The following is a 24331-nucleotide window of genomic DNA, read 5'->3' as shown; positions in this document are numbered from 1 at the left end:
CCTTTGCTTTGCTGTGGTTTCAGGCGTGGTGAAGCCGTCGGTCCTCCGGACGCTGACGCGAGAGCCCGGAACTCGACGGTGAGAGAGATTGCATCAGGGTGGAGCGGATGCGGTCGGCTTCAGACTGGCTCAGCCGCCGGCGACGCTCTCGAACATTCGCTTGCGCTTGCCGGTGTCGCCGCTGCGGTGGGTGAGTCGGCGCGCGCCCCAGGTGGCCAACCACTGCAGCACCATCACGATGATGAAGATGATGATGATCACGATGATCATGTGGATGACGCTGTAGCGCTGGTAGCCCCAGCGGATCGCTACCGACCCGAGACCGCCACCCGCCACGACGCCGACCATCGCCGAGAAGTTGATGATCGAGGTGACCGTCGTCGATAGACCGAGGACCATTGGCGCCAGAGCCTCGGGCACCAGCACCTTCGACACGATCTGCCAGCGGGTGGCGCCGAGCGAATGCGCGGCCTCGATGAGCCCGGCATCCACCTCCTTGATGGCGATCTCGACCATGCGGGCGAAGAAGGGGATCGCGACCAGCGAGAGCGGCACGATCGCCGCCGTCGCACCGATCGAGGTGCCGACGAGGAACCTCGTCACGGGGATCAGCGCGACCATGAGGATCACGAACGGCACACTGCGGCCGAGGTTGACGATGAAGTTCAGCACCCAGTTGATGACGGCGCTGAGCCGGCGTGAGCCGAGCACCCGCTCGAAGAGGCCACCGCGCTCGGTGCCGACGACCGCAATGCCGAGTGGCAGGCCGAGCAGCACCGTGAAGATGAGCGCGACGCCCACCATGTAGAGGGTCTCCCCCGTGGCGACGAGCATCAGCTCCCAGAGCTGGGGCCAGAAGTTCGGGTCGTTGACGTCGATCATGAGACACCTCCCGCTGCATCGGCGGAATGCACCTCGACGAGCAGCCCCTGGTCTCGGAGGTCGTCGACCGCAGCGGCGTTCTGCGCCGGCGTGCCCGGAAGCTCGAGGCGAGTGCGACCCGCCTGGCTGCCGCCGATCGACTCGATGACGGCGCCGAGGATCGACACGTCCAGCGAGTGATCGCGCGCGAGCTGTGCGATCACGGGCCGATCAGCCGACCCGCCGCTGAACGTGATGTCGATCACAGTCGTGCCGGGCGCGGGTGTCGCGTCGCCGAGCGGGAACAGGTCTGCAGCAAGGCGCGAGCCGGGCGTCGAGATCAGTTCGACCAGTCCCCCGGTCTCGACCACTCGGCCGTGCTCGAGGAGCGCCGCAGAATCGCAGATCCCCTTCACGACGTCCATCTCGTGCGTGATCAGCATGACGGTGAGGCCGAGCTGCTCGTTGATCGTCTTGAACAGCTCGAGGATCGATCGCGTCGTCTCGGGGTCGAGTGCGGAGGTCGCTTCGTCTGAGAGCAGCACCCTGGGTTCAGCAGCAAGGGCGCGAGCGATGCCGACGCGCTGCTTCTGCCCGCCCGAGAGCTGAGACGGAAACGAGCCGGCCTTGGCGCCGAGACCGACGAGGTCGAGGATCTCCGACGCACGCCGTTTGCGGTCGCGGGAGTCGGTGCCCGCGAGCTCGAGCGCGAGCTCGACGTTGCCTTGCGCGGTGCGGCTCTCGAGCAGATTGAAGTGTTGGAACACCATGCCGATGTGCTGGCGAGCTCGGCGAAGCGCCGAGTCGCTGAGCGTGGTGAGTTCCTGCCCGTCGACGATGACGCTTCCGGTGTCGGGCCGCTCGAGCAGGTTGACGGTGCGGATCAGGGTCGACTTGCCGGCACCGCTCTGGCCGACCACGCCGAAGATCTCGCCAGGCGCCACCTGCAGGCTCACATCGTCGAGCGCGGTCACCGCGGCGTCACCCGACCCGAAGGTCTTGGAGACATGGCTGACAGTGATCACAGGCGGAAGCGCTTCCTGGTGAGAGGACGGCGGCATCCAGAGATCGTTCTCGATGGATGCCGAGGCGCCGCTCGGGCGCCCTTGGGTACCCGACAAGCCTAATCAGCCGTTGCTTGGTGTTCAGTCAGGATGTCGCATTCCGCAACATTCGCAGCGCGCCTCAGCGAGCCGCCTGTCAGACGCCACGACCACGGCGGTGTTGAGGAACCGATCAGGCCGGTTCGCTGGGCCCGTCGATCTGTACCGGGATCACCGGGCAATCGCGCCACAGCCGCTCGAGCGCGTAGTACACGCGCTCCTCCTGATGGAACACGTGCACCACGAGGTCGCCGAAGTCGAGCAGCACCCAGCGGGCTTCGGACCGTCCCTCGCGCCGAAGCGCGTGCGTGCCGTGCTCCGCGAGCTTCTCTTCGATCTCGTCGGCGATCGCGAGCACCTGACGCTCGCTGCCCGCGCTCACGAGGAGAAACGCGTCGGCGAGCGGAAGTGGCTTCGACACGTCGAGCGCCACGAGATCTTCGCCGCCCTTCGCATCGGCCGCTTTCGCGGCGATCGCGACGAGCTGCAGTGCGTTCTCGGACGCCGTCACGCGGCGCACCAGACGTTGCTCAGCGGAATACCGCCCACTAGAAGACTCCGTTCAGCACGCCGATGACGAGCAATGCCACGACTCCGACCGCAAGGCCGGATGCCGTGATCGCCAGCCCGGTGAGCAACTTGTTGCCCCGGGGCTTCTTGGTCTGGATGACACCGCGCGTCGCGCTGCTCGTGCTGATGGCCTTCGAGGCGCGCACCGGCTGCGAATCGCTGACGGCCTGCGACGCGGCGCGGTCGTCGGCATCGAGCAGCCGGTCGAGTTCGATGCCGTCGAGCCCGGTGCTGTGGCTGCCAGTGGCGGCCAGACCGCCCGAGAGCCTGATGCTGTCGGTGATGATGATCTCGCCGGTGCCGTCGAGGGCGCGCGGCAGATCACTGTGACCAGGCACCGACGGCAGCACGAGGGCCGCGGCGCTGACCGTCGAGCCACCGGCCTCAGGGCTGACCATCGAGTCGAAGGCGGTGCTGCGCTCACGCAAGTCCGTGTCGTGCGCGGCATCCTGCTCTCCCTCGGAAGCAGCGGCGCTCGGTGCGTCCGCCTCGGGGGCAGTCGATTCCGCTCGCGCGAACGGGCTGCGCTCGACGATCTCTGGAACAGTCTCGTTCGCCGGGGCCGCCGCCTGTCGCGCGTCGGAGGCGAACGGCGTGCTCTCGATGAGCTGCTGCGACTCAGGCGTGGACGATGGCTGAGGCTCGATTACGGGCGCCTCCGCGGATGCCGCAGACTCGGTCGACCTCGCGAAACCGGCCGACACGGCGGACGGGCGGAGCCGATCACGCCGGCGAACCGGAGCCTCGCCGGCGTCGGACGGCCCCGCCTCAGCGCCACTGGTGACTGATGCCGCTGCGTCGGCGGTTCCTGCGTCGGCGGCGCCTGCAGCAGCACGCTGGGGGCTCGTGTTCGAAGGCCGGGACGTGACCGGGGCGGGCATCACCGGTGCGCTGCCGGTGCTGACGTTCGGCACCTCGGGCAGTTCGACCGGGGCGAGCGGACCACGGGCAGCCGGCTCATGCTCGCCGGGTTCGACGAGCGGCGGCACCGCGCCGGCCTCCTGCGCCCTGCGCAGCTCGCGGAGCTGCCGACGCGTCATCGGCTGGCCGTTCACGAAGAAGGGAGCCGACGCCATCGACATCGGTGCTCCGGCGCTCGCAGCCGTCGATGGAGCGGTCGAGTCCTGCAGCACGGACGGTCGAGCCGCCTCGCCAGAGGGAGCGGACGGCGCCACCGACGCTCGATCGGTCGACTCCGCCTCTGTCGGCGCCGAGGCGGGTGCGCTGCTCGGCTCGCTCGCGGAACCAGCGTCGGAGGCGCTGCTGACCTCGCGCTGCTCGATCGCCTCACGCAGTTCGCGTTCCGCGGCGAGCTTGCGCTCATACTCACGCGCCTCGCGCCGGCTCATGTGCTGGTGCTGTCTTGCGCTCACGGTTGCTTGCTCCGATAGAGGTGGTACTTCGAGATGTACTGGACGACGCCGTCTGGAACCAAGTACCACACCGGGTACCCCCGGCTCACCCTCTGCCTGCAGTCGGTCGACGAGATCGCCAGCGCGGGAACCTCCAACGAGCTTACGCGGCGCGCTGGGAGTCCGCTGATGCTCAGTGCGTGGCCCGGTCGCGAGACGGCCACGAAGTGAGCAAGTTCCCACAACTCCTCGACGTTCTTCCACTCGAGGATCTGGGCGATCGCGTCGGCGCCGGAGATGAAGTAGAAGTCGGCTTCGGGCCGCAGTGCGCGGAGATCGCGCAGCGTGTCGATGGTGTACGTCTTGCCGCCTCGCTCGATGTCGACACGGCTCACGCCGAAACGCGGGTTCGACGCGGTAGCGATGACCGTCATGAGGTAACGGTGCTCGCTCGGCGACACATCGCTCTTCATCCACGGCTCGCCCGTGGGCACGAAGATCACTTCATCGAGGTCGAAGTGCTGCTGCACTTCGCTTGCGGCCACGAGGTGCCCGTGATGGATGGGATCGAACGTGCCGCCCATCACACCGATGCGCGGACGACGCCCGGTCACCTCGGCCATCAAGGGAGGCGCCGCCTACTGCTCGTCGGCGGGCTTCTCGACGCGCGCCTCGGCCGCCTTGCGGTGGTAGCCGAGACGGTTGGTGACATCGCGGTAGCTGAACGTGACCGCGGCACCCGCGATGAACAGCACGGCCATGACGCCTGCGATGACCGGCGCCGGCGCGATCAGGGGAGCCAGCTCGTGGCCGCCCTCGGACGCGGCAAGCACAGCGGTGATCAGCGACATAGGTGGTTCTCCATTCGAAAGTCGTCTACGAGTCTAGCTGCGAACCTGACCGGAGCCCCGCACGACCCACTTCGTGCTCGTCAGCTCGGCCAACCCCATCGGTCCGCGAGCGTGCAGCTTCTGGGTCGAGATGCCCACCTCGGCTCCGAAGCCGAACTCGCCTCCGTCAGTGAACCTCGTCGAGGCGTTCACCATGACCACCGCGGCATCGACCTCTGCGAGGAACCGCTCGGCGTTGTGCAGGTCGTTCGTGATGATCGACTCGGTGTGTCCGGTGGTGTAGTTGCGGATGTGGGCCATCGCCTCGTCGATGGAGTCGACGAGCTTCACGGAGAGGTCGAGCGAGAGATACTCCGAGGCCCAGTCGGCATCGGAGGCGGGCACGGCATCTGCGAAGAGCTGGATGACGCCCTCGTCGCCGTGCACTGTGACATCGGACTCTCGGAGCGCCTGCAGCACGCCCGGCAGCAGCCGGTCTGCCGCCGCGCGGTGCACGAGCACGGTCTCGACCGCGTTGCACACGCTCGGGCGCTGCACCTTGGCGTTGCGGACGATGTCGACGGCCATCTGCTCGTCAGCGCTCTCATCGATGAAGATGTGCACCACGCCGGCGCCGGTCTCGATGACGGGCACGGTCGACTCGTTGACCACGGTGCTGATGAGCGAGGCGCTCCCCCGAGGAATGAGCACATCGACGAAGCCGCGAGCGCGCATGAGCTGCTTCGCGCCATCGCGCCCGAACTCATCGATCGTCTGCACGGATGCTCGCGGCAGCCCAGCCGACTCGAGCGCGTCCTGGATGATCTCCACCAGCACGCCGTTGGTGTGCTGGGCCGCCGACCCGCCGCGAAGCACTGCGGCATTACCGCTCTTCAGCGCCAGCGCCGCGATGTCGATCGTGACGTTGGGTCGCGCCTCGTAGATCGCGCCGATGACGCCGAACGGCACTCGCACCTGATTGATCGAGAGACCGTTCGGCAGCACTGAACCGCGCACGGTCTGCCCAACGGGGTCGGTGAGGGCGATGATCTGTTCGACGGCCTGCGCGAGCGCCTCGAGTCGTGGCTGGTCGAGCTTGAGACGGTCTTGCAGCCCCAGGCTCATGCCGCTATCGCGGCCGTTTGCGAGGTCGAGCTCGTTCGCGGGAACAATGCGTTCGATGCCTCCCCGAACGCCGTCGGCGATCGCCTGCAGCGCAGCGTTCTTCTGCGCGGTAGTGATCGTGACGAGGCCTCGGGCGGCGTCCCGCGCCGCCACGAGCTTGTCGTGGAACGTGAGCGTAGCGGTGTCAGGCATGACCCGAGTCTATTGGGTCACCATGCCTGCACGCTGGGCGCTAGCGGGTGGCTCGAGAGGTCGGAACGGGTGCCGTGAGGGCGAAATCCGGGGTCTTGGCAGCGAACCAGGTGCCGGTGCGTCGGCCGCTCACAGCGGTCATGACCTCGTCGGCAGAGGTGAGCAGCACGGGGATGCCGTGCGCCGCCGCGTACCGTGCAGCACCGACCTTCGTGCCGGCCCCGCCTGTTCCCACGCCTGCTGCGCCGGTGCCGCCGATCTCGACCTCGGCCAGAGCGTCGCCGAACGGGACCTCGGCGATGTGCTCGGCGCCGGGGCGCTCGGGAGGCATGGTGTAGAGCCCGTCGACGTCGCTCAGGAGAATCAGCACATCAGCACGCAGCAACTGCGCGACCAGCGCCGCGAGACGGTCGTTGTCGCCGAAGCGGATCTCATGAGTCGCGACCGTGTCGTTCTCGTTGACGATCGGAAGGATGCCCAGGGCGAGCAAGCGGTCGATGGCACGCTGCGCGTTGCCGCGCGACGTGGCGTTCTCGAGGTCGCCGGCCGTGAGCAGCACCTGCCCGGCGATGATGCCGTATCGGCGAAGGCTCTCCTGGTAGCGCACCATGAGCACGTTCTGGCCGACGGCCGCGGCCGCCTGCTGCGTTGCGAGGTCGCTCGGTCTCGCATCGAGCTTCAAGAAGGGGATGCCCGTCGCGATCGCACCCGAAGAGACGAGAACCACTTCGCTCCCCCGGGCATGCGCCACCGCGAGGGCATCGACGAGGGGCGCGATCCGCCCCGCGTTGTGGCCGCTGATCGATGACGACCCCACCTTGACGACGATGCGGCGGGCGGTGGCGATCCCGGCGCGCTCGCTCAACGGCATCCGCACCCCGCCGTGCGGGGTCTCGACGCCAGAGCTCACGACTGAGATTCTTCCGTATCGGCCTCACCGGCATCGCCATCGGGGGTGGTGGCGCCGCGGTCGCGTCGCACCTCGAAGCCTTCGTCATCGCGCCAGATGCCGGCAGCGCGCTCTCGCGCAAGCTCTTCACGCGCCGCCGCCTTCGCGTCCATGCGCTCGAAGTACGCTTCACGCCGCTCGGCGCGAGTCGCACGGGCTCCCCCGCTGATGCGCTCGTCGAGCCCGCGGGGGCTCGTCACGAGCTCAGCAGTCGACGTGAGCGTCGGCTCCCAGTCGAACACGATGCCGTCCTCTCCGCCGATGACGACGGTGGCTCCCGCAACCGCGCCGGCCTTGAACAGCCCCTCTTCGATGCCGATCTTGGCGAGCCGGTCGGCGAGGTAGCCCACCGCCTCATCGTTCTGGAAGTCGGTCTGCTCGACCCAGCGCTCTGGCTTCTCGCCGCGCACACGGTAGACGTTGCCGTGCGTTCCGCCCTCGACCGTGATGGTGAACGGAGCCTCGTCGACGGGTCGGGGGCGCATCACGATGCGCGGAGCCTCGGGCTGCGCGAGACGTTCGAGACGCGCGGCTTCGACGATCTCGGCCATGGCGAACGAGAGCTCACGCAGACCGGCGCGACTCACCGCGCTGACCTCGAACACGCGATAGCCCCGCTGCTCGAGCTCCGGACGCACCATCGCGGCAAGGTCGGTGCCGTCTGGCACATCCGTCTTGTTGAGCGCGATCAACTGCGGGCGCTCGAGCAAGGGCGTCTCCCCCTCGGGAACCGGATATGCGGCCAGTTCGCCGAGGATGACCTCGAGGTCGGTGATGGGGTCGCGCTGAGGTTCCAGCGTGGCGCAGTCGAGCACATGCACCAGCGCAGCGCAGCGCTCCACGTGGCGGAGGAACTCGAGCCCGAGTCCGCGCCCCTCGCTCGCGCCCTCGATGAGGCCGGGCACATCTGCGACCGTGAAGCGCATGGAACCGGCCTGCACGACGCCGAGATTGGGGTGCAGTGTGGTGAACGGATAGTCAGCGATCTTCGGCTTCGCCGCCGAGAGCGCGGCGATGAGGCTCGACTTGCCGGCGCTCGGATAGCCGACGAGGGCGACATCCGCAACGGTCTTGAGCTCGAGGCGCACGTCGCCCTGCCAGCCGCGCGTGCCCAGCAACGCGAAGCCGGGCGCCTTGCGCTTCTGGCTCGCGAGAGCGGCGTTGCCCAGCCCGCCGACGCCTCCCGGCGCGACGACGAAACGAATGCCGGGCTCGTCGAGGTCGGCCAAGATGCTGCCGTCGACGTCCTTGACGACCGTGCCGACCGGTACGGGGAGTTCGGTGTCGGCGCCGTTGTGGCCCTCGCGGTTGTCTCCCATGCCGAAGCCGCCGTTCTCGGCGGTGCGGTGCGGCCCGCGGTGGTAGCTGAGCAGTGTCGTGACCTGGGGATCGCTGACGAGCACGATGTCGCCGCCCTTGCCCCCATTGCCGCCGTCGGGCCCGCCGAGGGGCTTGAACTTCTCACGGCGCACCGAGACGCAGCCGTTGCCGCCGTTGCCGGCGCGCAAGTGCAGCACCACGTCGTCGACGAACGTCGCCATGGTTCGCTCCTCTCTGCCCTGAACCCTGCCCTGAAACACCAAAGGCGAGCCGAAGCTCGCCCCTGGAGTGATGTCTGACTTAGCCGGCAGCCACGATGTTGACGACCTTGCGGCCGCCCTTGGTGCCGAACTGCACTGCGCCTGCTTCGAGCGCGAACAGCGTGTCGTCGCCGCCACGGCCGACGTTCACGCCGGGGTGGAAGTGCGTGCCGCGCTGGCGGACGATGATCTCGCCGGCGCTGACGACCTGGCCGCCGAAGCGCTTCACGCCGAGGCGCTGGGCGTTCGAGTCGCGACCGTTACGGGTGGACGATGCTCCCTTTTTGTGTGCCATTGCTGCGCTGCCTTACTTGATGCCGGTGATCTTGACGCGAGTGAGCTCCGAGCGGTGGCCCTGGCGCTTCTTGTACCCGGTCTTGTTCTTGTACTTCTGGATGACGATCTTCGGGCCGCGCAGGTCGCCGAGCACCTCAGCGGTGACCTTGACCTTCGCGAGCGACTTCGCGTCGTGCGTGATGGTGTCACCGTCGACGAGCAGCACGGGGGCGAGCTCGATCTTGCCGTCCTTGTCTGCCGCGATCCGGTCGACGACGAGAACCGAGCCGACCTCGACCTTCTCCTGCCGGCCGCCGGCGCGCACAACTGCGTAAACCACTTGTAACCCTTACTTGTCAGAGGAAATCTCTTGGCACCTCGCGCGGACCGAAGCCGGCGCACGCCAACGATCAAGAATACTTGACCGGCACATGCACGGTCAAACCGCTGCGAGCGGCATCCGTGGCGCACTGCGAGGTGACCAGGCGTTCGATTCTATCAGCAGCGGGACGGATGCCGTGACGGCACCGCTGCGACCAGCGTCGGCGCCGTGAAGTTCGCCCCGCCCGGCCGGGAGTCGGACGAGCGGTGGCGTCGCCCGAAAGCAGGCATAGGCTCGGCGCATGGCCGTGCTGATCGATCCGCCCGTCTGGCCGGCGCACGGCACCCTGTGGGCTCACGTGGTCAGCGACACCTCGCTGGAAGAACTGCACGCGTTCGCCGAGTCGGCTGGGATTCCCAGTCGCTCCTTCGACCACGACCACTACGACGTGCCCGAGCACCGCGTCGCCGAGCTGATCGCACTCGGCGCAGAGCCCGTGAGCGGCAGTGAGCTCGCGCGCCGACTCATCGGAAGCGGCTTGCGAGTGCGGCAGCGCGACAAACGGCCACGCGCCGGTTGATCCAGACGCAATCGGTCAGGATGCTCGACGCGCGGCCGCTCAAGACGTCGCTTCGTGGGTGGCGTCAGCCGATCTGCTCGGGCGCTCCGCCTGACGACGAGGCACGCCGCGAAGACCGGCCCTGACCGGGTCGCTTCGGCTCGGGCAGTGCGTCGAGCACCGATTCGAGCAATTGCTCCGTCGCACTGAGGTCGACGCTGCGCTTCGCGCGCTGGGCGTTCGAAACCGGCAGCGGGATGTCGAGGATCGACACCGGCGCCTCCTCGCTCTTCGCGGCCTCACCCTCGCGGCTCACGACATCACCGAGGACATCGCCATGCGACTTCGAGGGCGGGTACTCCGCAGCAGCCTGCGGCGCAGCGGCACGGCCGCGTCGATTCTTCGCGCGTGCCTGCGGCGCGGCCGAGTCGGCGCGGGGAGAACCCTGGTCGGCGGCCGGACGGTCCTCGAGAGGGACCGACGGGGCGTCTGCCGCTCCCCCGGCATCCGTCACGGCTGCTTTGACTGATTCCTCGGCGGTGTGGGCCACTGTGCTCGCGGCAATCTGCGCGAGCGCGTGACGGGCGTCCTCGGTGATGGAGTGTGTTCCGTTGCCGTTGGCCTTCTGCGCCGCTGGCTGCTGCCCACCGCCGTTGCCGCCCTTGCTCCGGCGCCCGCGACCGCTGCCGCCCGATTCCTGCTGGGGGCGGTGCTTGAACACCGGCTCGTGGTGCACGATGATGCCGCGCCCGGCGCAGGTCTCGCAGGGCTCGCTGAACGACTCGATGAGCCCGAGGCCCAGCTTCTTGCGGGTCATCTGCACGAGGCCCAATGAGGTGACCTCTGCGACCTGATGCTTGGTCCTGTCTCGGCTGAGGCATTCGACCAGGCGACGCAGCACGAGATCGCGATTCGACTCGAGCACCATATCGATGAAGTCGACCACGATGATCCCGCCGATATCGCGCAGCCTGAGCTGCCGCACGATCTCCTCAGCCGCCTCGAGGTTGTTGCGGGTCACCGTCTCTTCGAGGTTTCCGCCCGAACCGACGAACTTGCCGGTGTTCACGTCGACCACCGTCATGGCCTCGGTGCGGTCGATCACGAGCGAGCCGCCGGAGGGCAGCCACACCTTGCGTTCGAGCGCCTTGTCGATCTGCTCGCTCACGCGATACTCGTCGAAGCTGTCGCGTTCGCCCTCGTAACGCTCGACCCGCTCGAGCAGGTCGGGCGCCACCGCGCGCAGGTAGCGGTCGATGGTCTCCCGTGCGTCGTCGCCCTCGATCACGAGCTTCGTGAAGTCCTCGTTGAACACGTCGCGCACGATCTTCACGAGGAGGTCGGGCTCGGAGTGCAGCAGCGCGGGGGCCTGCGCCTTCTCGACCTGGCGAGTGATGTCCGCCCACTGCGAGGTCAGCCGCGTGACGTCCCTGGTGAGCTGCTCCTCGGTGGCACCCTCGGCCGCGGTGCGGACGATCACGCCGACGTTGTCGGGCAGCACCTCCTTGAGAATCTTCTTCAGGCGCGCGCGCTCGGTGTCGGGGAGCTTGCGGCTGATGCCGTTCATCGAGCCGTTCGGCACGTAGACCAGGTAGCGGCCGGGCAGGCTGACCTGGCTCGTGAGCCGCGCGCCCTTGTGTCCGACCGGGTCCTTCGTGACCTGCACGAGCACCTTGTCGCCGGGCTTCAGCGCGAGCTCGATGCGGCGCGGCTGGTTCTTGCCGTCGCCCTCCGCGTTGGCGGCCGCTGCCTCCCAGTCGACTTCGCCCGAATAGAGCACGGCATTGCGGCCACGGCCGATGTCAACGAACGCGGCCTCCATGCTGGGAAGCACGTTCTGCACGCGGCCGAGGTACACGTTGCCGATGAGCGAGGCGTCCTGGGCCCGTGCCACGTAGTGCTCGACGAGCACATCGTCTTCGAGCACGGCGATCTGGATGCGGCCATGCTTCGAGCGCACGACCATGACCCGGTCGACGCTCTCGCGGCGGGCGAGGAACTCAGCCTCTGTGATCACTGCCCGGCGGCGGCCCGCATCGCGGCCGTCACGGCGGCGCTGCTTCTTCGCCTCCAGGCGAGTCGATCCCTTGATGCGCTGCGGCTCGGTGATGAGTTCCTGGGGCTTGCGTGCCTGGCGCACGCGCACCACCGTGCTCGACGGCTCCTCGTCGTGGTCCGCGTCAGCGCCGCGGCGCCGGCGACGACCGCGCGCAGCACTGCTTGGCTCATCGTCGATGTCATCGCGACGAAGTGCGGGAAGCGGAGCCGCGATCTTCGGCGCGTGGAAGATGAGCGAAGTCGTCGACGTGGCGACCGGGCGTGCCGCCTCATCGTCAGACGCCTCGGCGTCGGCCTCGGCTCCCGCCTCTTCTTCTCGTGATTCCGGTGCTTCGGCTGCTTCGGCGGCCTCGGCCGCATCGATCGTGGCACCGGCCTGCGGCGTCTGCGCCGGCGTGCCGGTCTGCTCGCCCTCGGCCACGTCGTCAGCACCCGCGCCGGCAGCCGATGCACGCGCTGACGGAGTCAGGGGCGCGTCAACGCCCGCCGCGTCGGCGGGACGGGCCGCGACAGCATCCGTCGGCGCTGCATGCGTCGGCATTGCATCCGTCGGCGCGGCATTCGTCGGCACTGATCCATCGGCCATCTCGGAGGCCGTACGAGCGCCACCGTTCCCGGTCGATCCGTTCGTCCCTCGTTCAGCCGCGCGTCGGCGCACGCCGAAGATGCGCGTTCGTCTTCTCGGTGTCTCTTCGTTCTTCTCCACCATCGGTGGTGCACTCCCTGCCCGGTGCGGGGTACCGCGCACCCACTCCGGGAACTCTTATCGTGCGGTCGTCGCCTGCGGCGACCTGCCGCGAATCCTTCACTCTGCTGACGGCTCGCATCCTCTGCGATCACCGTCGCGTGCCCTCTCACGGCACTCACGGAACTGGCTATCCGTCACCGCGGCGAACTCTCGCCCTGCGCGTGGCCCGGTTCTCTGCCCGGTAAGCCTTCTCTGGCGCCGATGCGGGCGCGGCCCGCTCGACTGCTCTCGATTATCGCATGCCCCAGCCAGAATCGGCTGTGCGGGCGCGCCAAACGTCACCAGCGTGGCCTCGTCTGCCGTTCGCTGCGCGGCGCAGCGCCGCGCGCTAGCGGAACCAGAGGTCGAGCTCGCGCGCTGCGGTCTCGGGCGAATCGCTGCCGTGCACGAGGTTCTGCTGCACCTTGAGGCCCCAGTCGCGGCCGAGATCGCCGCGAATCGTGCCGGGGGCAGCGGTGGTGGGGTCGGTGGCCCCCATGAGCGCTCGAACACCTTCGATGACGCGTTCACCAGCGACTCGAATCGCGACCACGGGCCCCGACTCCATGAACTCCAGCAGGGGTTCATAGAACGGCTTGCCCTCATGCTCGGCGTAGTGGCGCTCGAGCAGATCGCGCTCCGCCTGCACCAGGCGAAGGTCGACAAGGCTGTAGCCCTTGGACTCGATGCGGCGCAAGATCTCGCCGGTGAGGCCCCGCGCCACCCCGTCAGGCTTGACGAGCACCAGAGTTTCTTCGACGGCCATTACTCTCCTTCTGTTTCTGCGTCCGCGCGCTCGCTCTCGAGTCGAGCACGGAACCGTTCATTGCGGCGATCGAGCTGGCGCCCTTTCGCGAAGTAGTACCCGTACATCGCCGCGAACCCCACGCCGATCAAGAACATGATCGGCTCGAGGAATCCGCAAGCGATGAAGATCAGTTGCAGCGCAGCGCCGACCCAGGGGCCCCACGTGTAGCGCAGCATCCGAGTGGCGATGACGAGCAGCACCACGACCAGGATGCCGCCGAAGAGCGCTTGCAGCGGTTCGAGCTTGCGCAGCCCGTAGAAGACCAGCGCGACGAAGAACACGAGCATCATCTCGAGCCCGAGCACCACGGACAGCAGCGACTCGGTGGCCCCCCGACGACGACGCGGCGCCCTGAGAAAAGGCTGCTGCTGGTGGGAGGCGGAACTCATCGGCGTATCGTCCTCAGGAACGTGCTGGGTCATGACTGCTTCCACTGCTCCTGCTCCGCGAGGTCGATGACATCGCCGGCGAGCGTAACCGACCCGGTGACGATCACGGCACCGCGCTCCGACTGCGCGGCGTCATCCCGGGCATCGTCCAATGCGGTGGGGAGATGCGGTTCCACCCGAACACGATCGCTGCCTGCGACGGCGACGACGGTGGCCGCAAGCTCATCGGCGTCGATGGCCCGATCCGAGCTCGAGGCCGTGACCACGAAGCGCGAGACGACCGGATCGAGCGCCTCCACGATTCCGCGGGCGTCTTTCCCGTGGAGGATGCCGATGACGCATACGACCTCATCGAAGTCGAAGTACGCGGTGAGCGCGCTGGCGAGGGCGCCTGCGCCGTGCGGATTGTGGGCGGCATCCACGAAGACGCTCGGCTCGGTGCCGACGAGCTGAAGCCGTCCTGGTGAGGTGACCTGACCCAGCCCCTCTGCGACGAGGTCGGCGTCGAGCGACCTCGAGCCCTCGCCGAAGAACGACTCGACCGCTGCGACTGCCAACGCGGCGTTCTGAGCCTGGTGGTCGCCGTACAGCGGCAGGAACAGGTCGCGGTACTCTCCCCCGAGGCCGCGAAGCGTGATCAGCTGGCCACCGACCGCGACCGTGGTGCTCTCGACGGCGAAGGCCGTTCCCTCGACGTCGACGCTCGCCTCGTTCTGCGATGCCCGAAGGCGCAACTCGGTGATCGCCTCCGGGTCTTGCAGTGCTGACACCACCCGCGCCGCGGGCTTGATGATCCCGGCTTTCGTCCTGGCGATCTCTTCGAGAGTCGAACCCAGCCGGTCGGTGTGGTCGAGCGCGATGGGTGTGAACACGGCGACCGCGCCATCGGCGATATTGGTCGAGTCCCACTCGCCGCCCATGCCGACCTCGATGACCGCCACATCCACCGGAGCATCGGCGAAGCTAGCGTAGGCGAGCACCGTCAGCGCCTCGAAGAAGGTCAGCGGCGGTTCTCCGTTGGCGGCGAGTTCGGCGTCGACCATCAGCAGATACGGCTGGATATCGGCCCAGTTGTCACTGAGGGCGGCGTTGCTGATGGGCCGCCCGTCGATGACGATGCGCTCGTTGAACCGCCGCAAGTGCGGGCTCGTCAGCATGCCCGTGCGCAGCCCGTGCGCACGCAACAGGCTCTCGATCATGCGGCTGGTGGACGTCTTGCCGTTCGTGCCGGTGACGTGCACGATCGCGTAGGCGGTCTGCGGGTCGCCGAGCAGCTCCGCCACCCGACGCGTCGGCTCGAGCCTGGGCTGAGGATTCGCCTCCCCGACGCGCTCCAGCAGCTGCGCGTACACCGCGTCCGCCGCGTCACGGTACTCGTTGTCGTCGAACGCGGCGTCATCCCAGGCGCCCGCCTCGTCGAAGATGTCGTCGTTATTCATGCCGTGGCGTCATCCAACCGGAGCATCGTTCATACGGGCAAGGGTCACGGTCATCGACGAGCCGTCGCCGATCTTGACGTCGCCCCCCTCAGCCTCGATCACCTCGAGTTCGACCGCAAGGGTCTCGGCCGCGATGAGGCCTCGATGCGACTCGAGCTGAGCCGCCGCATTCGAGGTGAGCACGAGGCGGATGCGGTCGCTCACATCGAGCCCCGCCGCCTTGCGGGCCTCCTGCACGCCCCGGATCGCGTCTCGCGCAGCGCCTTCGGCCTCGAGCTCGGGCGTCGTGGCCGTGTCGAGCAGCACGAATCCGCCTCCGTTGAGGAACGCGATGGCGTTCTCAGCGTCGGCCGACTCGAGCACGAGCTCGAATTCGCCCTCCTGCAGTGCGACCCCGCCGACGGTGACGCCGTCTGCGTCCTGCTGCCAGTCGCCGGACTTCGCCGCCTGAATGACCTGCTGCACCTGCCGGCCGATACGAGGCCCGGCCGCGCGAGCGTTCACCGTCAACCGGTGCGTGATGCCGTACTCCGCGAGGCTCTGCTCACCGAGCGCCTCGGCGACGACGGCCTTCACATTCAGCTCGTCGCGCAGGATGTCGGTGAACTCTGCCAGACGCTCGGCATCCGCGGTCACGACACGCAGCGACGCGAGCGGCAGACGTACGCGCAGCTTGCGCGCCTTTCGCAGCGCGAGCCCTGCCGACGCGATCTCGCGCACCCGATCCATGGTCGCCACCAGCACGTCGTCGGAGGGGAATGCATCTGCATCCGGCCAGTCCTCCAGGTGCACGCTGCGCCCGCCGGTCAGTCCGCGCCAGATCTCCTCAGTGATCAGCGGCAGGAGCGGTGCCGCCACCCGAGTGACCGTCTCGAGAACGGTGTAGAGGGTGTCGAATGCCTGGCGGTCGTCACCGTTCCAGAATCGATCGCGACTGCGCCGCACGTACCAATTCGTCAGCACGTCGGCGAAGTCGCGGAGCGCGGCAGCGGCGAGCGGCCCGTCGAGCCGTTCGAGGTGCCCGGTGACCTCGTCGATGAGATCGCGCGTCTTGGCGAGCAGGTAGCGGTCGAGCACATCCGTGGAGTCGGTGCGCCACTCGCCCTCCACCCCAGCGGCGTTGGCGTACAGCGTGAAGAAGTAGTAGGTGCTCCACAACGGCAGCAGCACCTGGCGCACCCCCTCACGGATGCCCTCCTCCGTGACGATGAGGTTGCCGCCCCGGATGACGGAGCTCGACATGAGGAACCAGCGCATGGCGTCGGCGCCGTCGCGGTCGAACACCTCGGCCACGTCGGGGTAGTTGCGCAACGACTTCGACATCTTCTGCCCGTCGCTGCCGAGCACGATGCCGTGGCTGATCACGTTCGAGAAGGCGGGGCGGTCGAACAGCGCGGTGGCCAGCACATGCATGGTGTAGAACCAGCCGCGCGTCTGGCCGATGTACTCGACGATGAAATCCGCAGGATTGTGCGAATCGAACCACTCGCGGTTCTCGAACGGGTAGTGCACCTGCGCGAACGGCATCGAACCGGAGTCGAACCACACATCGAGCACGTCATCGATGCGTCGCATGGTGGATGCGCCCGTCGGGTCGTCAGGGTTCGGCCTCGTGAGCTCGTCGATGTACGGACGGTGCAGGTCCGGCTCGCCGTCGGCGTTGCGGGGCAGCGTGCCGAAGTCGCGTTCGAGCTCGTCGAGCGAGCCGTAGACGTCGATGCGCGGGTACGCCGGGTTGTCGCTCTTCCACACGGGAATCGGCGACCCCCAGTAGCGATTGCGCGAGATGGACCAGTCGCGCGCGCCCTCGAGCCACTTGCCGAACTGGCCGTGCTTGACGTTCTCGGGCACCCAGTTGATCTGCTCGTTGAGCTCCAGCATCCGCTGCTTGATCACGGGGACCCGCACGAACCAGCTCGAAACGGCCTTGTAGATGAGCGGCTGCCGGCAACGCCAGCAGTGCGGGTAAGGGTGCTCGTAGCTCGCCTGCCGAAGCAGCCGGCCCTCGGCCCGCAGCGCCTGTGTGATGGGCTTGTTCGCCTCGAACACATGCTGGCCGGCCCACGGTTCCACTGCGGGCAGGAAGCGGCCTCCGTCGTCGACCGAGAGGATGACGGGGATGCCGTAGCGCGCCGTCGTGACCTGGTCGTCCTCACCGTAGGCCGGGGCCTGGTGCACGATGCCAGTGCCCTCCCCGGTCGCGACGTAGTCGGCGACCAGCACCTGCCACGCGTTCTCGTTTCCGTAGGCCTCGTCGGCGTAGAAGTCCCAGAGGCGGTCGTACTGCACGCCCTCCAGTTCGGCACCTCGCACGGTGCGCAGGACTGCGGCTGCCGCGGCATCCGCGCTGTCGTATCCGAGGTCCTTCGAATACGCGGCGACCGTCTCGGTCGCGAGCAGATACAGCGCTACTCCCTCGGCCGAACCGTCGCCCGCTCCGAGCGGACCGCTCGGCAGGACCGCGTACTCGATGTCAGGGCCGACGGCGAGCGCGGCGTTCGTGGGCAGCGTCCACGGAGTGGTGGTCCAGGCCAGGGCACGCACCGCGGTGAGTCCCAGGGCCTCGGCCTTCTCGCCGACGAGCGGGAACGTCACCGTGACGGTCTGGTCCTGCCGCGTCTTGTAGACGTCGTCGTCCATGCGCAGTTCGTGGTTCGACAAGGGGGTCTCGTCGTTCCAGCAGTACGGCAGCACCCGGAAGCCCTCGTACGCGAGCCCCTTGTCGTAGAGCTGCTTGAACGCCCAGATGACGCTCTCCATGAAGGTCGTGTCGAGCGTCTTGTAGTCGTTCTCGAAGTCGACCCAGCGGGCTTGCCGGGTCACGTACTCCTGCCACTCCTGCGTGTACCGCAGCACCGATTCGCGAGCAGCGCTGTTGAAGGCGCCGACGCCCATCGCGTCGATCTCGTCCTTCTTGGTGATGCCGAGCTGGCGCATGGCCTCGAGCTCGGCGGGCAGTCCATGCGTGTCCCAGCCGAAGCGGCGCTGCACCTGTTTGCCCCGCATGGTCTGGAATCGCGGGAAGAGGTCTTTCGCGTAGCCGGTGAGGAGGTGTCCGTAGTGCGGTAGGCCGTTGGCGAAGGGCGGGCCATCGTAGAAGACCCACTCCTCGCAGCCGTTGCGCTGCTCGATCGACGCCTTGAATGTGTCGTCGTTCTTCCAGAACGCCAGAATCCGCTCTTCGATGGCGGGGAAGCTCGGCGAGGGGCTGACGCCCTGGCCATCGTCGTCTCGGCTGTTGCGAGGGTAGCTCATGTCACTCCTGGCAGTTCTTTCGGCTGCACGAGGACGCTGCGCGATTCGAAATCGCACACCGCGGTACCACCCCGCTTGCCGCCTTGCGGCGACCGCTCTTCCTTGGCTGTGACGGGCCAGCCCCGTTCAGTTCTACTTGGCCTTGCGTCGCCGCGTCGGCTGTTCTTCTGAAGGCTCCCCGGTGATTGCCGGATCAGCGCCACTGAGCGTCGATCTTACCGGATGCCGTCCCTCGCGCCCGGCCGCCCGACGAGGGCCGGTCGGCGACTCCTGCACCTCCGGCGGGCGCCGGGACGTCTTGCGCCGCTTGCCAGCAGACGCGGTCACCGCGCCGAATGGCGTCACCAGCACCGGCAGCGTGCGTGGCAGGCTTGGAGCATGCCTGTCGCCGCCGAGCCGCTTGATCGTCTGCGTCGCCGCACGAGCGTGAAATGGGGAGCGTATCCCGACGACGTTCTTCCGCTGTGGGTGGCCGAGATGGACCTGCCGCTGGCGGAGCCGATTGCGCAAGCCCTCCACGACGCGATCGACCGCTCCGACACCGGCTACCTCAACGGCCGTGGCGCCGTGCCCGAGGCCTTCGCCGGCTTCGCGGCCCGCCGACTCGGGTGGGAGGTGTCGCCCGCGGCGGTGCGCCTCACGATCGACGTGAGCTACGGGCTCGTGGAGGTGCTGCGCCGAACGATCGCTCCCGGCGACGAGGTGGTCGTCACTCCCCCGGTCTACCCGCCGTTCTTCGAGATCGTGCCCGAGGCCGGTGGGCGTGTGGCCGAGGTGCCGCTGCTCACGGACGGGGCCGGCACGCCGGCGCTCGACCTCGGCGGCATCGAGCGGGCCTTTCGAGCCGGTGCGCGCGCCATGCTGCTCTGCAATCCGCATAACCCGCTCGGTCACCCTCACACGCGTGAGCAGCTCGAAGCGCTCGCCGTCCTGGCTGCCGCACATGGCGTGTCGATCGTGAGCGATGAGATCCATGCGCCCCTCACGCACTCCTCCGCGACGTTCACGCCGTTCCTCGAGGTGTCGGATGCCGCACGCGAGTGCGGCTTCTCGGTCACGTCGGCGAGCAAGGCGTTCAACCTGGCGGGCTTGAAGTGCGCGGTGATGGTCGCGGCGAGCGACCGCGGCATCCGCGCATTCGATGCGATGCCCGAGGAAGTCTTCTGGCGAGCCAGCCAGTTCGGCGCGATCGCCACGGCGGCCGCGTTCGCGTCGGGTGACGAGTGGCTCGACGGCGCGCTGCAGACGATCGAATCGAACGCGCTGCTCGTCGAGCGGCTCGTCGCCGAGCGGTTGCCCGGCGTGGCATATCGCCGCCCGCATGCCAGCTACCTGGCGTGGCTCGACTTCAGCGGAACGGCGTGGGCGGCCGACCCGGCTGGAGCCGCGCTCGAGCAGGCGCGGGTCGCGCTGAACCCCGGCGGCGGCTTCGGCCGGCAGGGCGCAGCGTTCGCGCGACTGAACTTCGGAACCTCACCCGAGATCATCGAGGAGGCTGTCGGCCGGATGGCTGAGGCGCTCGCATCGGCGACAGCCAGTCGAGCGGCGGCCGGCACAACGCCGCGAGCCTCCTCCGTGTCTCGTTCCGCGTCGACTCCCGAGGAGTGAACAGGGAATGCATCTGAATGGATCCTCCGCGCTCGTGACGGGCGGGGCCTCGGGCCTCGGCTTCGCGACAGCCAGCCGTCTCGCGGAACGCGGCGCCAAGGTGGTGATCACCGATCTCGAGTCGAGCCGCGGCGCGGATGCGGCCACACGCATCGGCGCGGAGTTCGTGTCGGCAGACGTGACCGACAGCGCGCAACTCGAAGCCGCGGTCGCCCGTGCGGTGGAACTCGCACCCTTGCGCATCGCGGTGTGCTGCGCAGGCATCGCGACACCGGGCAAATTGCTGGGCAGAGACGGGCCGTTGCCGCTTGAGCAGTTCGAGCGCGTGGTCGCGGTCAATCTCACCGGAACGTTCAACACCGTGCGCCTCGCAGCCAATGCCATGGTGTCGTCACATGCGGTGGATGGAGACCGCGGCGTCATCGTCATGACCGCTTCTGCGGCCGCGTTCGAGGGACAGATCGGGCAGCCCGCGTACTCGGCTTCGAAGGGCGGAGTGGCGTCGATGACGCTCCCCCTCGCCAGAGAGCTGTCGCGCTTCGGGATCCGCGTGGTGAGCATCGCTCCCGGCATCATGGCGACGCCATTGACGATGGGTCTCCCGCAGTCGGTGCGCGACTCGCTCGGGCACCAGGTGCCGCATCCGTCGAGGCTCGGACGTCCTGAAGAATTCGCTTCGCTCGTCGAGCACGTGGTGACGAACGGGTACCTCAACGGCGAGGTGGTGCGGCTCGACGGCGCGATCCGCATGGCGCCGCGCTAGCGCCGCAGACGCACAGGCGCGTCGGCGCGCGGTGCTTGGGCTGGAGGCAGCGGTGTCACGGGCTGGGCAGACGCGGAGCGGCATCGAGCAGCTCGCGCGTGAACGGATGCTCGGGGTGACGCAGCACCTCGCGTGCGGTTCCCTGTTCGACCGCACGCCCGTCGCGCATGACGAGCACGTGGTCGGCGAGTCTGCTGACGACCGCGAGGTCGTGAGAGATGAACACCATGCTGAGCCGTCGCTCGTCGCGGAGCCGTTCGAGGAGTTCCAGCACTTGCGCCTGCACCGAGACATCCAGCGCTGAGACGGGCTCGTCGCAGACGAGGACGCGAGGCTCCCGAGCGAGCGCCCGCGCGATCGCAACCCGCTGGCGCTGGCCGCCCGAGAGCTCGTGCGGGCGGCGGCTCAGCAGACCGGTCTCGAGCCCGACCTCGGCGAGCAGCGCGCCGGCACGTTCGACCCGGTCTCGTGCTCCGGCGCGACCGCCGTTGCCAGTGTCATTGAGCCGCAATGCCTCGTGGAGCACGTGGGCGATGGTGAAGCGAGGGTCGAGCGAACCGAAGGGATCCTGATCGATCAATTGCAGAGCGTGACGTCGAGTACGGCGGCGACGCTCGGGAAGCACCGACCACGGCGCGCCTTCGAGCAGCACTTCCCCGTGATCGGGTCGCTCGAGAGCGAGCAGAACGCGCGCAAGGGTGCTCTTGCCCGAGCCGGACTCCCCAACGATGCCCAGGGTCTGCCCTCGCCGCAGCTGCAGCGAGACCCCGTCGACGGCCCGGCGGACGCCGCGGCCCGGGGCCGGATAGCGCTTGCTGACCGAACGAGCTTCGAGCACCACCTCGCCGTCGCCCGCCTCCGCACGAACATCCGGCCGCGGCACGGCGTCGAGCAGCATGCGCGTGTAGGGGTGCTCGGGCGCTGAGAGCAGCTCCCGCGTCGGCCGGGATTCCACGATGCGCCCGTGGTGCATGACGGCGATGCGGTCGGCCAGCTGGGCGACCGCCGCGAGGTCGTGGCTGATGAGCAATAGTCCGATGCCCGAACGTTTCAACTCGGCGAGGAGTTCGAGCACACGTCGCTGCACCGTCACGTCGAGCGCGGTGGTCGGTTCGTCTGCGACGAGGAGCACCGGATCGCCGGAGAGCGCGGAGGCGATCAGGGCGCGTTGACGGAGCCCGCCGGAGAGCTCGAGCGGGTATTGCCGCGCACGAAGCTCCGGTTCGGGGACAGCGACCCGACGCAGCAGGTCGATCACCCGCGAGCGGCGCATCGCGGCATCCATCCGGGCACGCCCGGGCGCCGCATGCACCTCGAACGCCTCGATGACCTCCGCGCCGACGCGCCGCAGGGGGTCGAGGGCGACCAGTGCGTCCTGGGCGATGAGCCCCACGCGTGAGCCCCGCACGCGCCGCCAGTCGCGCTCGGTGTATCGGCGGGCGTCGAGTCCCGTGACAGTGAGCTCGGTGGCCTCCAACGCGGCCCCGGGCGGTGCGAGACCGAGCAGAGCCCGGCCGGTGAGGGTCTTGCCCGAGCCCGATTCCCCGACGATCGCGAGGCACTCGCCAGCAGCGACGGTGAACGCGACGTCATCGACGACGACGGCGTCGCCGAAGCGGATGCTGAGCCCTCGCACCCGAGTCACTGTGCGACCGGCGCTGCCCATCGGCGTGCCGCTCATGCGACCGCCCCGCCGGTCTTCAGATGACGGCCGACCGTGCCAATCGAGACGACCGCGGCCATGATCGCAAGGCCTGGGAAGACGGCGACCCACCACGCGGTCGAGAGGGTGTTGCGACCCTCGGAGAGGATCACTCCCCACTCGGGCGATGGAGGCGCCGGGCCAAGACCGAGGAAGCTGAGTCCCGCGGCCGAGACGATCGCGGTGCCCACGCCGAGGATCGCCATCACGAGCAGAGGGCCGAGCGTGCCCGGCACGATGTGGCGCAGAGCGCTGCGCCACGGGGGCACGCCGAGCACGGTCGCTGCGCGAACGTAACCCGCGTTCCGCACGACAAGGGTCTGGTTGCGGGCGACGCGCGCGTAGGCGGGCATCGCGGCAGAAGCCACCGCCACGAGCAGCCCGGTCTCGCCCGGGCCCACGACCGCGATCACGACGAGTGCGAGCAGGAACTCGGGAAACGCCATGAGCACCTCGATGGAGCGTGATACTGCTGCATCGATCATCTTCGGTGCGAGCCCGGCCACCACGCCGATGATCAGGCCGGCGACGAGCGCGAGCGCTGTGGCGCCGAGGCCCACTCCGAGCGAGGCGCGCGCGCCGTGCACGACCCGGGCGTACACATCGCGACCCGCTCGGTCGGTGCCGAACCAGTGCTCGGCGCTCGGCGCGTCGAGGCTTGCCGACGCGTCGGCGCGGAGCGGATCGAGGGGGGAGAAAAGACTCGGAACCAAGACGGCGGCCATCAGTACGACGAGGAAGAGGGATGCCGCGATCACCCCCGGCGTCGGCAGCCACCCCCGCGGCCCACGGCCTGGCCTCCCACGTCCGCGCTGGGACTCGCCGCGCGTGCGCCACTGCAGAAGCGTCATCCGGCCATCCGAACTCGAGGATCAATACGAGCGACCAGCAGATCGACCAGCAGATTGATCACGGCGAACACCGCCGCGGCGAGCGCGATCAGAGCGAGCACCATCGGCAGATCGCGCCCGAGGATCGCACGCACCGTCACCGCGCCGAGTCCCTGTCTCGCGAACACCGTCTCGACGAGCACCGCTCCACCGAGCAGCGAACCGACGAGGTACCCGGAGAGTGTCAAGGTCTCGCCAGCGGCATGCCTCAGGCTGTGTCGGCTCAGCAGGCGGACATCGCTGATGCCTCGGGCCCGAGCGGTGAGCGCGAAGGGTTGAGATTCCGCGTGCCCGATGCCCTGCCTGAACACCTGACTCACGATGCCGGTGAGCGGGAGCGCGAGGGTGAGCGCCGGCAGCACGAGGGCGGGCAGTCCTGCGCTCGCGGCCGTCGGGAACCATCGCAGCTGATACCCGAAGACAGCGAGCAGCACGAGACCGATCCAGAACGTCGGTGAAGAGACGAGTGCGAGCTCGAATGTCGACACCATGGGCCGCAACGCCGGCAAGCGTGCGAGCAGGATGCCGACGGTCGCCAGCCCGAGCGCGAACACCAGGGCCAGCCCGGTGAGCTGCAGGGTCGGCATCGCTTGATCGGCGATCACCGTCATCACCGGCTGCCGCAACTGGTACGAGTCGAGCTCTCCGGTGACGAGGCGCCCGAGCACCGTGAAGTACTGAACGACGGGAGGCTCATCGAGCCCCCACTCGACGCGGATCTGCTGGCGGACGGACTCTCCGACACTGGCCGTGACACCGAGCATCACGTCGACGGGATCGCCCGGGATCGCCCGGAGCGCGATGAACCCCGCCGTGGTCGCGCCCCACATGACGAGCAGCATGCCACCGAGGCGGCCGAGCGCCCTCGCCACGAGGCTCGTGGGAGGGGCGCTCAGCGATGTCTGGGAGGCAGAACGGCGAGTGTCGACGCGCTTCGCGGCTCGCCCGCCGTCAGGGCTGCTCGGCGGCATCC

At 68.5% G+C, this 24331-nt stretch carries 22 protein-coding genes; 3 read left to right on the top strand and 19 right to left on the bottom strand.

The window, feature by feature from the left end; all coding sequences use genetic code 11:
- Positions 1–129: 129 nt before the first annotated feature.
- The 11 genes from QF206_RS02485 to rplU form a co-directional block, all read right to left on the bottom strand.
- Positions 130–882 carry a methionine ABC transporter permease gene (locus QF206_RS02485; protein ID WP_281487615.1) on the bottom strand — a complete coding sequence of 251 codons (753 nt, stop codon included), beginning with the start codon at positions 880–882 and terminating at the stop codon, positions 130–132.
- Complete coding sequence (locus tag QF206_RS02480; protein ID WP_281487614.1) at positions 879–1922, bottom strand: methionine ABC transporter ATP-binding protein; 1044 nt, start codon at positions 1920–1922, stop codon at positions 879–881. The genes QF206_RS02485 and QF206_RS02480 overlap by 4 nt, the downstream gene beginning before the upstream one ends.
- 175 nt (positions 1923–2097) lie before the next feature.
- Positions 2098–2475, bottom strand: a complete 378-nt coding sequence (gene rsfS, locus QF206_RS02475) for a ribosome silencing factor (protein WP_281487613.1) — start codon at positions 2473–2475, stop codon at positions 2098–2100.
- A 37-nt stretch (positions 2476–2512) separates the two neighbouring features.
- Positions 2513–3907 carry a hypothetical protein gene (locus tag QF206_RS02470; RefSeq protein WP_281487612.1) on the bottom strand — a complete coding sequence of 465 codons (1395 nt, stop codon included), beginning with the start codon at positions 3905–3907 and terminating at the stop codon, positions 2513–2515.
- Positions 3904–4509, bottom strand: coding sequence for a nicotinate-nucleotide adenylyltransferase (nadD, locus tag QF206_RS02465; protein WP_281487611.1), 606 nt, complete (start codon positions 4507–4509; stop codon positions 3904–3906). Before nadD ends, QF206_RS02470 begins: the two co-directional genes overlap by 4 nt.
- A 15-nt stretch (positions 4510–4524) precedes the next feature.
- The gene (locus tag QF206_RS02460; RefSeq protein ID WP_281487610.1) at positions 4525–4737 is read right to left on the bottom strand and encodes a hypothetical protein; all 213 of its coding nucleotides are present in this window, start codon (positions 4735–4737) and stop codon (positions 4525–4527) included.
- A gap of 33 nt (positions 4738–4770) precedes the next feature.
- Positions 4771–6033, bottom strand: coding sequence for a glutamate-5-semialdehyde dehydrogenase (locus tag QF206_RS02455; RefSeq protein ID WP_281487609.1), 1263 nt, complete (start codon positions 6031–6033; stop codon positions 4771–4773).
- A 40-nt stretch (positions 6034–6073) separates the two neighbouring features.
- The gene (proB, locus tag QF206_RS02450; protein WP_281488107.1) at positions 6074–6904 is read right to left on the bottom strand and encodes a glutamate 5-kinase; all 831 of its coding nucleotides are present in this window, start codon (positions 6902–6904) and stop codon (positions 6074–6076) included.
- Between the two features lie 35 nt (positions 6905–6939).
- The gene (gene obgE / locus QF206_RS02445) at positions 6940–8523 is read right to left on the bottom strand and encodes a GTPase ObgE (protein WP_281487608.1); all 1584 of its coding nucleotides are present in this window, start codon (positions 8521–8523) and stop codon (positions 6940–6942) included.
- 79 nt (positions 8524–8602) lie between these two features.
- Positions 8603–8857 carry a 50S ribosomal protein L27 gene (gene rpmA / locus QF206_RS02440; RefSeq protein WP_281487607.1) on the bottom strand — a complete coding sequence of 85 codons (255 nt, stop codon included), beginning with the start codon at positions 8855–8857 and terminating at the stop codon, positions 8603–8605.
- Positions 8858–8869: 12 nt separating this feature from the next.
- Positions 8870–9178, bottom strand: a complete 309-nt coding sequence (gene rplU, locus QF206_RS02435) for a 50S ribosomal protein L21 (RefSeq protein WP_281487606.1) — start codon at positions 9176–9178, stop codon at positions 8870–8872.
- A 283-nt stretch (positions 9179–9461) separates the two neighbouring features.
- On the opposite strand from rplU, the gene QF206_RS02430 reads away from it, so the two are divergent.
- Positions 9462–9740 (top strand): DUF4031 domain-containing protein, encoded by a 279-nt coding sequence (locus QF206_RS02430; protein WP_281487605.1) that lies wholly within the window; start codon positions 9462–9464, stop codon positions 9738–9740.
- Positions 9741–9804: 64 nt separating this feature from the next.
- Here the strand turns inward: QF206_RS02430 and QF206_RS02425 are convergent, their stop codons facing one another.
- From QF206_RS02425 to ileS, 5 genes are all read right to left on the bottom strand, one after another.
- Positions 9805–12363, bottom strand: coding sequence for an Rne/Rng family ribonuclease (locus QF206_RS02425; protein ID WP_422785352.1), 2559 nt, complete (start codon positions 12361–12363; stop codon positions 9805–9807).
- Between the two features lie 490 nt (positions 12364–12853).
- Positions 12854–13270 (bottom strand): nucleoside-diphosphate kinase, encoded by a 417-nt coding sequence (gene ndk, locus QF206_RS02420; RefSeq protein ID WP_281487603.1) that lies wholly within the window; start codon positions 13268–13270, stop codon positions 12854–12856.
- On the bottom strand, positions 13270–13734 hold the full coding sequence (locus tag QF206_RS02415; RefSeq protein ID WP_281487602.1) for a DUF4233 domain-containing protein: 465 nt from the start codon (positions 13732–13734) through the stop codon (positions 13270–13272). The genes ndk and QF206_RS02415 overlap by 1 nt, the downstream gene beginning before the upstream one ends.
- A complete protein-coding gene (locus tag QF206_RS02410; protein ID WP_281487601.1) occupies positions 13731–15140 on the bottom strand; it encodes a bifunctional folylpolyglutamate synthase/dihydrofolate synthase in 1410 nt (469 codons plus the stop codon). Before QF206_RS02410 ends, QF206_RS02415 begins: the two co-directional genes overlap by 4 nt.
- Before the next feature lie 9 nt (positions 15141–15149).
- A complete protein-coding gene (gene ileS, locus QF206_RS02405) occupies positions 15150–18395 on the bottom strand; it encodes an isoleucine--tRNA ligase (RefSeq protein WP_281487600.1) in 3246 nt (1081 codons plus the stop codon).
- Between the two features lie 378 nt (positions 18396–18773).
- On the opposite strand from ileS, the gene QF206_RS02400 reads away from it, so the two are divergent.
- Positions 18774–20003, top strand: a complete 1230-nt coding sequence (locus QF206_RS02400) for a MalY/PatB family protein (RefSeq protein WP_281487599.1) — start codon at positions 18774–18776, stop codon at positions 20001–20003.
- Positions 20004–20010: 7 nt separating this feature from the next.
- Complete coding sequence (locus QF206_RS02395; RefSeq protein ID WP_281487598.1) at positions 20011–20766, top strand: SDR family NAD(P)-dependent oxidoreductase; 756 nt, start codon at positions 20011–20013, stop codon at positions 20764–20766.
- A 55-nt stretch (positions 20767–20821) separates the two neighbouring features.
- Here the strand turns inward: QF206_RS02395 and QF206_RS02390 are convergent, their stop codons facing one another.
- From QF206_RS02390 to QF206_RS02380, 3 genes are read right to left on the bottom strand one after another with little or no spacing between them, the layout of a single operon-like run.
- Entirely contained in the window at positions 20822–22447 is a 1626-nt protein-coding gene (locus tag QF206_RS02390) for a dipeptide ABC transporter ATP-binding protein (RefSeq protein WP_281487597.1), read from the bottom strand.
- The gene (locus tag QF206_RS02385; RefSeq protein ID WP_281487596.1) at positions 22444–23319 is read right to left on the bottom strand and encodes an ABC transporter permease; all 876 of its coding nucleotides are present in this window, start codon (positions 23317–23319) and stop codon (positions 22444–22446) included. Before QF206_RS02385 ends, QF206_RS02390 begins: the two co-directional genes overlap by 4 nt.
- The gene (locus tag QF206_RS02380) at positions 23316–24329 is read right to left on the bottom strand and encodes an ABC transporter permease (RefSeq protein ID WP_281487595.1); all 1014 of its coding nucleotides are present in this window, start codon (positions 24327–24329) and stop codon (positions 23316–23318) included. The genes QF206_RS02385 and QF206_RS02380 overlap by 4 nt, the downstream gene beginning before the upstream one ends.
- Positions 24330–24331 lie beyond the last annotated feature (2 nt).

Origin of the sequence: Ruicaihuangia caeni, assembly GCF_029952955.1 — a bacterium.
In the GTDB taxonomy this organism is placed as follows: domain Bacteria; phylum Actinomycetota; class Actinomycetes; order Actinomycetales; family Microbacteriaceae; genus Ruicaihuangia; species Ruicaihuangia caeni.
Note: the sequence above shows the minus strand (reverse complement) of the source record. Positions and strands in the feature narration are given on the sequence as shown.